The sequence below is a fragment of the Yersinia sp. 2542 StPb PI genome (assembly GCF_048593855.1).
Classification (GTDB): domain Bacteria; phylum Pseudomonadota; class Gammaproteobacteria; order Enterobacterales; family Enterobacteriaceae; genus Yersinia; species Yersinia enterocolitica_E.
The window spans coordinates 1-11,366 of sequence record NZ_JAZGQA010000143.1; the positions used below are offsets into that span (position 1 = coordinate 1).

Consider the following 11,366-nt stretch of genomic DNA (forward strand, 5'->3'; position numbering starts at 1 on the left):
CAGATATTATATAAGCCAATTAGCGTAGACGAAATTGCATTAAACAATAGATTTATGCCTTTCTCATGCCGGAGCAGAAGAATGAAAGTATTATCAATGTTTGTGGGTGGCGCTGTGTTCTTTTTAGCCGCCTGTAGCAGCAATGACCCAACGGATACAGCTTTAAATAATGTTGATGCCTATGAACCCGTGCAACAAGCCACCAGCGCCAGTGTCCACCATAATATTAATATGGCCAATCCGGCGGCAGTCAATTGTGCCAATGCCGGTGGTGTATTAACCATTGCCAAACAACTCAATGGTGGCAGCGTAGGGATGTGTCAGTTACCCGATGGTAAACGTTGTGAAGAATGGGCGTTAATGCGCGGCGCTTGTCCGGCACGTTGATACCCGCCATCTTTCAAGTATCAGGTGTATTGGCTACTTCTGTTTGCCATCTGCCTGTGCTCGAAATCTATTGGGTATCTCATGCTGCCGCTTGTTAAACGTATAAATAATCAGGCGGTAATAATATTCGGGCAGGGTTCACCCTTTTTCAACTGGGCAATATTCTGCATTGTGGTGGCCGAAATACTGGTCAGCGCCTCTTCGGTCAGAAACGCCTGATGCCCGGTAAATAACACGTTATGACAAGAAGATAAACGGCGGAAAACATCATCCTGAATCACGTCGTTGGATTTGTCTTCAAAGAACAGGTCACGTTCATTTTCATATACATCCATGCCGAGCGAACCTATTTTTTGCTGTTTCAGGGCATCAATGGCTGCGGTAGAGTCAATCAGACCACCCCTACTGGTGTTGATGATCATTACACCGTTTTTCATTTGATCAAATGATTGTTTATTAAGCAGATGATGGTTTTCCGGTGTCATCGGGCAATGCAAGGAAATAACGTCAGATTCAGCATATAGCGTTTTGAGATCGACATATTCAGCACCCAGTTCCAGAGCTTGCGCACTTGGATAGGGGTCAAAAGCGAGCAGACGCATACCAAAACCCTTCAGAATGCGCATGGTTGCCACACCAATTTTACCGGTACCGATAATCCCGGCAGTACGGTTATGCATATTGAAACCGATCAGTCCTTCCAGCGAGAAGTTGGCATCGCGGGTGCGCTGATAAGCACGATGAATTCGGCGGTTAAGGCTCATCATCATACCCACAGCATGTTCAGCGACCGCCTCAGGTGAATAGGCCGGGACACGAACTACCTGAATTCCCAGTTCTTTCGCGGCTTCCAGATCCACATTATTGAAACCAGCGCAACGCAACGCCAGAATCTCGACGCCGACACTTTTCAGTTCTTCTAATGTCGCACGACAACCATCATCGTTGACGAAAAGACAGACCGCATCACAGCCAGCAGCCATTTTTGCTGTTTTTGGCGTTAACAGAAAATCGAAAAACTCTAATTCAAAGCCAAAATCTTTGTTGACCAATTCGAGGTATTTACGGTCATACTGTTTAGTACTGTAAACGGCTAATTTCATCGCGATATCTCCGCTAAAATATTGTGATCAATCTAACAGATTTGAATAAATCATACAATTTGCCACAATAATAAGTTAAATAGAGCACTTGTAACTTTTTCATGCCAAAGAGATAAGGTTTTTATGCCAACTTTCAATGGCAACAGTTTTGTCTGAGTTGCAAGGGTAGCGTTATCTATTATGGTATCTTGCGGTGATTTGATTAAAGCACACCGTAAGTCTGGTTGGGGATAAAACAAGGCGAGTCATGGCTAAATGCGCAAAAATAGTGGGTTGGTTGTTATTAATCAGCGCAATTTCTCTGATGGCATTATGGAAAACCCTGCCACAGTGGTTACCCAAAGTGGCACATTATTGGTTACCTGTTGGGAGTCAGATAACGCTGGCTACGCCACCGGTATGGCGTGACGGCGCACTGCGTATCAAGCAATTGCGCTATTCGATACAAGACTGCACCCTCGCTAATATGAATCAATTGAGTGTCGGCTACCATCAGGGGCGCTGGCAACTTGCGGCCGGTAATGTTGCGTTGGATACCGCCTGTTTGAGTCAATTACCGACTAATGGCGACAGCGCACCACTGAATTTAGCTTACTGGCAACAGCAGTTATCGGTGCTGGATCTGGATATCAGTAATTTGCAGATTACGCCCTGGCAGCAATATGCCGGTAAACTGACCCTCACCTCGCCCGATAAGCTTAAATTGATTCAAGAGTTACGTTATCAAGGGCCGCAACTGAGCTTTGCCGCGACCCTTGATCAGGATCAACAACTGAGTTTGCATCAATTCTCTATTGCGGTTCCTGGTACCCCGCAGCCTTTCGAACTCAGTGGCAAAATAAAGATTCCTTTGTCACTGGATGATTGGCCGGAACAGGGTGAATTACAGGGGATGCTAACCACCGGTTATCTGTCTAAACCACTGCTTCTAAACTTGAGCTGGCAACAGCAGCAAGGTGTGCTGACGCTCACTGAGCGTGGCGATGATGTGCCGCTCGCACGGTTGCCATGGCGTGTTGCGGTAAACCAAATTCAGCTAGTTAACGGACAGTGGCAATGGCCATACGCGCAGCAACCATTAAGTGGCGGTATTAACCTGACGTTACATGACTGGGACCAAGGGTTGGATCAGACCTCAGTTGACGCGCGAATTAATGTGATTACCTCTGGGCAGAGTGGTAAGGGGAATGCCGTGTTGACCCTCGGGCCGGGTAATCTGAGCATGATAAACAGCGATTTAAAATTCCAACTCAGTGGTCAGGCTAATCTGGAGAAAATGGTGCTTAATGCCACCATCCCAGGGCTGCTCAGTGGTTCGGTGTTGAACCCAACGTGGGTGCTGCACCCAGGGGCGTTACTGCGCGCGCATGGCAATGTGACGCCTGAATTGCGGATAAGAGATGCTCGCTGGCCATTGGCTGGTGTCAAGGTCACGGCTGCCGGGGTTAGCGGGCGTCTACAAGCCATCGTTGATGCACAAGACAGCTATTGGGGTAATTTCAACCTGCATTTGGATGGTCAGGCGCAAGAGTTTTGGCCGGACAAAGGTTATTGGCAGTGGCGTTACTGGGGCAATGGTCACCTGCCGCCACTGGCTGCTCGCTGGGATATGGCGGGCAAGGGGAGTTGGCGCGATACATTAATCACCGTTGACCAGCTCTCGACTGGTTTTGATCGGTTGCAATATGGTCTGGTTAAGGTTGAGGCACCAAGACTGACATTGGTGAAGCCACTCACCTGGCAGCGCGATAACCATCACCCAGCCTTTATTGCCGGTTTTGCGTTAGGGGCGAAAAAAGTGTCGTTCAGCGACGGGGGCGGTTATCTACCTCCCGCTGAATTATCTTTGCAACTCAATGGTCGGGAACCAAACAGCTTTCTGTGGCAGGGGCAATTGCAGGCGCAGCCGATCGGGCCGATCCCACTGCGCGGCCGCTGGGATGGCGAGCGGTTACGGGGTGAGGGCTGGTGGCCGAAACAATCGTTAACCGTATTCCAGCCGCTTATCGCATCAGAATTAGGCATCAAACTGCGTGATGGAGAGCTGTATGCTCAGGCGGCCTTTTCGGCAGCTCGAGAACAAGGCTTTACCGCCGGTGGTCACTGGGTGGTGAACAATGGCGGGATGTGGCTGAAAGACGGCGAAATGAGCGGGTTAGATTTTGTTATGTCGTATCGCTTGCAGAATCACCACTGGCAGTTGGGCGCGAAAGACCCGGTGATGTTGCGTATCGCCTCAATAAGCAACTTGTTTGAAATGCAGAATATTACTGCTGATTTACAAGGTACTTATCCCTATTCTGATGATGCACCGTTAACTTTGAGTAACGTCGGTATGGACATTCTTAACGGCCATCTGAGTTTGTCCGCGTTACGCTTACCGCAACACGACGCCGCCGTGCTGAAATTAACTGCCATTGACTTGAGTGAGCTATTTACGGTGCTACAACCGAAACAGTTTGCGATGTCGGGGAAGGTCAACGGGGAGTTGCCTCTTTATCTCAATAACCCACAGTGGTTGGTGCGTAATGGTTGGATTGCTAACGATGGCAGGGTGACATTGCGCCTCGATCAAGATCTGGCCAATTCAATCGGTGATAGTAACTTTGTCGCCGGTGCCGCGATTGATTGGTTACGCTATATGGAGATTTATCAATCTTATGCCAAAGTGGATCTGGATAATTTGGGGCAATTAACATTACGCTCGAAGATTCATGGTGTGAATACGCAAAAAAACTCAAAGCGTGAGATAGTATTGAATTATCAGCATCAGGAAAATGTGTTCCAACTCTGGCGTAGCCTGCGTTTTGGTGACAATTTACAAGAGTGGCTACAACAGACGCTTTCTTTACAACCAACAGTGATACCGGCGAGGACGAAGGAATGAAGATCTTGACAGGGGAACGTGTGGCAATAGCTTTGGGTGTTTTGATGCTCAGTGGCTGTTTACGCCTTGAGGTAGCGACACCGGAAAAACCGATCACTATCAATATGAACGTCAAGATTGAGCATGAAATCCAGATAAAAGTTGATAAAGATGTGGAAAACTTGCTTAAAAATCAATCCAATCTATTTTAAGGAGCCACGATGAAAAAGCAAAATTCAGGCTGGATTGGTGGCAGACTAAGGCTGATTCGAGTGATGTTGGGGTGGACGATATTGAGTGGCAGTTTGCTGTTCAGCGCCATGGCTTTCGCCCTGACAGTGGAACAGGCAAAGCAGCAAGGGCGGGTTGGCGAAACCCTAAGTGGTTATTTGGCTCCGGTCAAAAAAGATCCTGAGACACTGGCGTTGGTAGAGCAAATCAATATTGCCAGAACAGAGAAATATCAGGAAGTGGCGCAGAAAAACCATATTTCAACTGAAGATGTTGCCAAGCTGGCAGGGCAAAAGTTAGTTAACCGTGCGGCTGCCGGTGAATATGTGCGCGGTATTAATGGCCAGTGGATGCAGCGCTAATTGTTGCGATGATGGTATCAATGACGCTATGGAAAACGCCCGTCTCAGCACGGGCGTTTTTTATGTCTAAACTTCGGGTTGCTGAAATATTGATTTCGACGGTATTGGCCTCAGCTTAAAAATAACCCGCTAGCGCTCAGGGTGTAAACTGGCCGTAGCAGGATGCCCCGCGAGGCTATCGAGTGATTCTTTGCGATAATAGGTATCTGCATGCCCTGGTTGCTCAACTTTAACAATCAGGGTCAGCACAGCAGCAATCAGATACAGCGCAGTATAAACCCACACCACGCCAACAATATCGAAGAAAGGTAACACCAGCGAGGCAATCGCCGGGGCAACAAAGTTACTCAGACCCGCAGACAAGTTATAAATCGAGATGGCTGCACCTTTGTGTTCCGGTTCCAATACCGGGAATACCGCGGTCATCGGAACGAAAGCGGCTACGGTTATCCCCAACATTACTGCCGGGATCAGGGCCGCCCAGAAATTATGGCCGAAATGAACCGGAATATAGTAGAACGCCAGACTGGAAAGGGCACAACCGATACAGCCAAACCAACGCACCTGCCGCATCCAACCAATTTTTTCGCCCAAGATCCCCCACATAATATTGGTGAAAATTGTCACGAAGAAGAACACCGCCCAGATTTGCAGCCATTCAGACATGGTAAAACCAAGTCGGCCAACGAACAGGAGCGGCATAATAACGGCAAAACCAAATAATGACAGGGTGTTGATGATGCGGATTAAACAGGATAAGAAGATGTTTTTATTGGTAAACAGAATAGTGACGGCCCGAGACAACTCTTTGATTTTTTCTTTATTTGAGAGTGATGCTTTAGGGCTGGCAGTGCCAACATTGCGCAGTAATATCAACGCCATCATACCGCCGGCCATGACCCAGACAATGGCAAACCACAACGTACCGGTTTCACCCATCACCGGAATGGTAAAACTGGGCAAATAGCTCCCTATGACACCGATACCGACTGAATACATCGCCCAAAACCAACCCATGGCAGAAGAGAGTTGCTGTTTAGGGACGTTTTGGACAATTAACATAACAAATGAATAGATAAATAACGGATAGGCCAACCCACGAATACCATAGAACAGCAACATTAGTGGATAACTTTTAATGCCTAAACCGAATACCATAAATAAGCAGTGCATGACCACCCACAGCACAAAACCAATCCGCATGGCGCGTTGTGGCGTGATGATCTCTGCAACCACACCAGAGCTCCAGGCGGCAATGGCAGCAGCTAGGCCATAGAGTGTAAACACAAAGGCTGATTGTGCCGGAGAAAAGCCCATATCAGTAATATGTTTGGATAAGAAGGCCATTTCAAATCCATCGCCGCTCATAAAAATGGCAATGGCAATGTAACCCCAGAACAAATTCATTGGCAAACCAAACCAGTGGGTAGGTTTTTTTTGCATAGTAAGTTCCTCTGGCGCTTGAGCGCCGGCTGGTTGAGTTGCTGGTAGGAGCAACGGTTATAGGGACAGAGAAAAAGGGCGATAGGCTCGCCCAGGCTTGTTATATCTTTATTTTTTAGATGGTTATTGCGGCAGTTGTTGGCGTAACTGCCGCTGCTGTTGATAGAGCAGTCGATAGCGTTCAAGGCGGGCAAACAAGGCATCTTGCCGGTTAACATCAGGGATGAAGCGTTGGTCGATTTGTGGTTTGCTGCACACCTCCTGCTCATCACCGCCGCTGGCGAGCCACCCTAAACGTGCGGCACCTAAAGCCCCACCAGCCTCCCCACCGCTGTGGGTGACAATTGGCAAGTTAAGGGTGTCAGCCATCAATTGCCCCCACCACACACTGCGTGCACCACCACCAATCAAGGAGGATTGGCTCAGTTGGGTACCGGCCTGCTGTAACACCGCCAGGCCATCAGCAATACCGAAAGTCACCCCCTCCAGCACGGCATATCCCAGCGCCGCACGGTCTGTCGCATGAGTCATGCCATGAAACGCGCCGGTTGCCAGCGGATCGTTATGGGGGGTGCGTTCGCCTGAAAGGTAAGGCAGGAAAATTGGTGCCAGCCGCTGCTCTGACCGACTGAGTTGCGCCACCTCGGATAGAAGGGTGGTTTCATTGGTTCCCAGCAGTTGGCACAACCAGCGCAGGGCGCTGGCTGCGGTCAGCATGACACTCATCTGATGCCAGCGATGCGGCAAAGCATGGCAAAAGGCATGAACGGCAGATTGTGGATTGGGCCGGTAGCAATCATTAACGGCAAACAATACACCGGACGTGCCCAGAGAGATGAAGCCATCACCAGGATTGATGGCACCAATCCCAACGGCACTGGCTGCGTTATCGCCACCACCGCCAGCAATAATCACTTTATCGGCTAAGCCCCACTCGCGCGCAATATCTGCTTTCAGGTAACCACTGGGTTCATTACCTTCAATCAAACGCGGCATCATATCGCGGGATAATCCGCAGGCAGCCAGGAGAGAGTCCGACCAGTCGCGCCTGGCGACATCCAACCATAACGTTCCGGCGGCATCGGACATATCACTGACCTTATCGCCACTCATCATCCAGCGCAGATAATCTTTAGGTAGCAGTACCGTCGCCAGTTGTGCGAACACCTCCGGCTCATGGCGAGCAACCCACAGCAGTTTCGGTGCAGTAAAGCCTGGCATCGCCAGATTTCCGGCAATCTGATGTAACTGTGGGGCATTGCGGGTCAACTCATCACACTCTTCGGCACAGCGCGCATCATTCCACAAAATAGCCGGTCGCAAGATACGATCCTCGCGGCTCAACAGCACCGCGCCATGCATTTGACCGGAAAGGCCAATCGCGAGGATCTCACCCCAGCGCTGGGGTATTTTATGGCGCAGGCGGCCAATAACCCGTTGTGTCGCTTGCCACCAGTCAGTGGGATTTTGCTCCGACCATAAAGGATGTGGGCGCTGCACGGTCAAGGGTTCGCCTTCACTGGCCAGAATCTGGCCCCGGTCATCAATCACCATGGCTTTAATTTCTGACGTCCCTAAATCAAGTCCAAGATACATAGCAATTCCTTGTCGATGATTAACGGTTAGCAACGAGCCAGGTATTTACCCGGTCAATCGATTGGCGCAGCAGCTGTTCAAACTGGCTGTCACTGGCTAGTGGCCCAAATAGCTTGCTGTCGCGAGCGAACAGACCTACCGGATCAGCTGATTGGAACATGGCATGGACGGCGGCGGCGTCCAGTATTCCGTCCTGGTATTCATACGGCAGGGTGCCCTGATGCCAACTTTCCATAAATACGAAGAATAATGCGGGTAGTATCGCGGTTGCTGCTGGGGTATCACCTCGTTGGTAGCACTCCATCAATGTGGGCGTAATAAATCCGGGAATTTTGGAAAAGCCATCTGCCGCCACCCGTTGGTTGGTGTCACGAATATACGGATTACTGAAACGGTCCAGCACCACATCACGGTAATTGGCAAGATCCAGTGGGCTTGGCGACAGTGATGGGATGACATCCTGAGTCACATAGTCATAGGCCATCTGGCGAATAGCGTCAGTCTGGGTACTTTCATGAATGTAACTTTGCCCAAGCAAGGTGCCAGCCCAGGCAATACAACTGTGACTGGCATTGAGGATGCGGATTTTTGCCTCTTCATACGGCAGAACTGATTCCACCATCTCTACACCCACATTCTCCAATGCTGGGCGTCCGGCAATAAAATCGTCCTCAATAACCCACTGGATGAATGATTCCCCCATAACCGGTGCCAGATCAGCGAAACCGGTTTGTTCCAGCACCCGTGGTGCGATGTCATCAGCGGGGCGCGGGGTAATGCGGTCAACCATGGTATTGGGACTACGGGTTTGACTTGTCACCCAACTGAGCAAGCTTTGCTGGTCGCGAAGTGCGAGGAACTCAAGCAGGCAATGGCGGAAACGCTCACCGTTATGACGCAAATTATCGCAGTTCAGCAAGGTCACTGGCCCGTTCTGCATCTGTTGGCGTTGCAGCAATATACGGCTGATAGCACCGTATATTGTGCGGCAATCACCTTTGAGGTCAGCCTGGATATCCGCATTATCCTGTTGCAGGTTAAATTGGTTATCCAGGTAGTAACCGCCCTCGGTCACGGTAAAGGAGATAACGCGCGTTTCTGGCAGGCTACCTTGTGCTACCAATTGGCTCAGTTCTTTATCCCAAGGGATGATTTTGCGGATTGATGTGATTTTTTCATATTGACGCTCCCCCCCTGGTGTCACGGTTTCCAAGGTGTATTCGCCGTTTTGGGCTTGTAATGCATTGAGCAACGGGGTCGTGTCATCCCGAATATTAGCCAGAGCAATAGACCAACGATTATCGCCTATGGCCCGTAACCGGTGTAGATACCAGGCTTGGTGAGCACGGTGGAAGGAGCCTGCACCAATGTGCAACCACACTGCATGGGGGGTATTTAGAAAACTGTTCATAAATTATCTCCACAATCACGGTAAGTGTTGGCGTTATAATTTGAGCATAAGCTCTAATGTAGGGCATTTGCTCCGATGGCGTTAGGGTAATGTAACTTTTGCCCGAAAGGTGGGCTTTGGCTCACATAACCGTAAGTAGAGATAAAAATCTGTCAAATAGAGGCGTAAGATAATGACCATGGTGGTTTCACCCCCTATCTCTATTTCAAACAATATTGCGCAGATAACTCATGCAGAAGAGTGATAAGAAGCTGGATCAAGCGGCCAGAGCGGCCTGGATGTATTACGTTGCCGGGCAGACGCAACATGAAATTGCTGATGCCCTGGGGGTTTCGCGTCAGGTGGCCCAGCGGCTGGTGGCGTGTGCTATTGATAACGGGCTGGTCAGTGTCAGCATTGCTCACCCGGTTGGGCGCTGTATGGCGCTGGCCGAACAGGTGCAAAAGCAGTATGGCTTGCATCAGTGTCAGGTGGTCCCCAGCTTGGGGATGGACAGCGCGGGTATCCAACGAGCCATTGCTGTGGTGGGGGCTGAAGTGATGTCGCAATTTCTGCGTCAAGAACAGCCACTGGTCATTGGTGTCGGCTCTGGTCGCAGTTTGAAAGCCGCCATTGATGAGTTACCTGATTTCGAACGTCCTCAGCACAGTTGTGTCTCACTTATCGGCGCTATTGCTGCTGATGGTTCCTGTACACGTTATGACGTCCCGCTGTGGATGGCCGAGAAAACACAAGGACGCTACTTTATTTTGCCCGCCCCTTTGTTTGCTGATAGCGCGGCGGATCGTGACCTGTGGTGTAATCACCGGATTTACCGCACTGTCACTGAGAAAGCAGCTCAGGCTGATGTTACGTTTATCGGTATTGGCTCAATGGGGTATCATTGTCCATTGCATAAAGATGGCTTTATTTCTGCACAAGATGTCGATGTGCTCATGGCCGCGAATGTTGTGGCAGAAATGCTGGGTAATTTCATTGATAGCGATGGTCAGCGCGTCGCCTATGAATTGGATCAGCGTTTAACCAGTGCCAGCTTACGTATTCAGCCAGAAAAACCGGTGATTGCTATCGCAGGTGGTAAGGAGAAACATCAGGCTATTAAAGCGGCGCTCAGGGGGCATTGGGTGAATGGTTTGGTTACGGATGAAGAGAGTGCGATGGCGTTACTGGCATAATCACAGAGAAAAAAGCGCGCCGAAAGGCGCGCAATTAACCAATGACACTACTGGGTAACACGAGGGTAATACAAGGTCATTTTCAGTCGCGCATTGACGGAGACACCCACTTCTGCGCGAAAGTTATCAATTAAGCACTGACAACCTGAGCCAGTAACTGTTTGGCATCAGCTTGTGCTTTGGTCGCCACTTCAGGACCATAAGCAATGCCTTCTGCAAACACAAATTCAACATCGGTAATGCCGATAAAGCCCAGGAACAGACGCAAGTAAGGCACCACCAGATCAGTTGGGGTATCTTTATGAATGCCTCCACGGCTGGTCAGAATAATGGCACGTTTGCCAGTTACCAAGCCTTCTGGACCTTTTTCTGTGTAGCGGAAAGTCACGCCAGCACGGGCAATCAGGTCAAAATAGTTTTTCAACTGCGTCGGGATATTGAAGTTGTACATTGGTGCTGCCATAACTATCACGTCATTGGCTTGCAGTTCAGCAATCAGCTCATCAGACAGTGCCAAAGCCTCTTGTTGGCGCGGTGTTAGCGCGGCATCTGAAGGGCGCAGAGCACCCACCAGTTCACCATCTAACACAGGAACCGGTTGAGCGGCCAAGTCACGTACAGTGATTTCGTCGTCAGCATGGGCTGCTTGCCATTGTTCGACAAAAAAGTCAGCTAATTGGTTGGATTGTGAATAAGTTGCCAGAATGCTTGATTTCAGGACCAGTACTTTGCTCATCGTAATTCCTTAACAGGTAACAGAGACTTAGGCGGTTCGCCCTTTCAATGAGATAC

The 11,366-nt window shown here is 49.7% G+C and carries 10 protein-coding genes; 5 read left to right on the plus strand and 5 right to left on the minus strand.

Features of this window, described 5'->3' with window-relative positions; genetic code table 11:
* Window positions 1-81: 81 nt before the first annotated feature.
* Complete coding sequence (locus V1952_RS15820) at window positions 82-387, plus strand: DUF333 domain-containing protein (protein ID WP_083158783.1); 306 nt, start codon at window positions 82-84, stop codon at window positions 385-387.
* A 110-nt stretch (window positions 388-497) separates the two neighbouring features.
* On the opposite strand, the gene V1952_RS15825 is transcribed toward V1952_RS15820, so the two are convergent.
* Complete coding sequence (locus tag V1952_RS15825; protein ID WP_083158784.1) at window positions 498-1,490, minus strand: 2-hydroxyacid dehydrogenase; 993 nt, start codon at window positions 1,488-1,490, stop codon at window positions 498-500.
* A gap of 247 nt (window positions 1,491-1,737) precedes the next feature.
* On the opposite strand from V1952_RS15825, the gene V1952_RS15830 reads away from it, so the two are divergent.
* The 3 genes from V1952_RS15830 to V1952_RS15840 are packed head-to-tail and all read left to right on the plus strand — an operon-like array spanning window position 1,738 to window position 4,949.
* Window positions 1,738-4,377: a YdbH family protein gene (locus V1952_RS15830; protein WP_372559082.1), complete on the plus strand. Its 2,640-nt coding sequence runs from the start codon at window positions 1,738-1,740 to the stop codon at window positions 4,375-4,377.
* Window positions 4,374-4,568 (plus strand): YnbE family lipoprotein, encoded by a 195-nt coding sequence (locus V1952_RS15835; RefSeq protein ID WP_372559081.1) that lies wholly within the window; start codon window positions 4,374-4,376, stop codon window positions 4,566-4,568. Before V1952_RS15830 ends, V1952_RS15835 begins: the two co-directional genes overlap by 4 nt.
* Window positions 4,569-4,577: 9 nt before the next feature.
* Window positions 4,578-4,949 carry a YdbL family protein gene (locus V1952_RS15840; RefSeq protein WP_083158786.1) on the plus strand — a complete coding sequence of 124 codons (372 nt, stop codon included), beginning with the start codon at window positions 4,578-4,580 and terminating at the stop codon, window positions 4,947-4,949.
* A 129-nt stretch (window positions 4,950-5,078) separates the two neighbouring features.
* Here the strand turns inward: V1952_RS15840 and V1952_RS15845 are convergent, their stop codons facing one another.
* The 3 genes from V1952_RS15845 to dalD all read right to left on the minus strand — a co-directional run bounded on the left by V1952_RS15845 (window position 5,079) and on the right by dalD (window position 9,399).
* Complete coding sequence (locus V1952_RS15845; RefSeq protein ID WP_372559080.1) at window positions 5,079-6,392, minus strand: MFS transporter; 1,314 nt, start codon at window positions 6,390-6,392, stop codon at window positions 5,079-5,081.
* 123 nt (window positions 6,393-6,515) lie between these two features.
* Window positions 6,516-7,988 (minus strand): xylulokinase, encoded by a 1,473-nt coding sequence (gene xylB, locus V1952_RS15850; protein ID WP_050085292.1) that lies wholly within the window; start codon window positions 7,986-7,988, stop codon window positions 6,516-6,518.
* A gap of 19 nt (window positions 7,989-8,007) precedes the next feature.
* The gene (dalD, locus tag V1952_RS15855) at window positions 8,008-9,399 is read right to left on the minus strand and encodes a D-arabinitol 4-dehydrogenase (protein ID WP_420070817.1); all 1,392 of its coding nucleotides are present in this window, start codon (window positions 9,397-9,399) and stop codon (window positions 8,008-8,010) included.
* 230 nt (window positions 9,400-9,629) lie between these two features.
* On the opposite strand from dalD, the gene V1952_RS15860 reads away from it, so the two are divergent.
* Entirely contained in the window at window positions 9,630-10,574 is a 945-nt protein-coding gene (locus V1952_RS15860; protein ID WP_372559077.1) for a sugar-binding transcriptional regulator, read from the plus strand.
* 130 nt (window positions 10,575-10,704) lie between these two features.
* On the opposite strand, the gene azoR is transcribed toward V1952_RS15860, so the two are convergent.
* The gene (gene azoR / locus V1952_RS15865) at window positions 10,705-11,310 is read right to left on the minus strand and encodes an FMN-dependent NADH-azoreductase (RefSeq protein WP_083158789.1); all 606 of its coding nucleotides are present in this window, start codon (window positions 11,308-11,310) and stop codon (window positions 10,705-10,707) included.
* Between the last annotated feature and the right edge of the window lie 56 nt (window positions 11,311-11,366).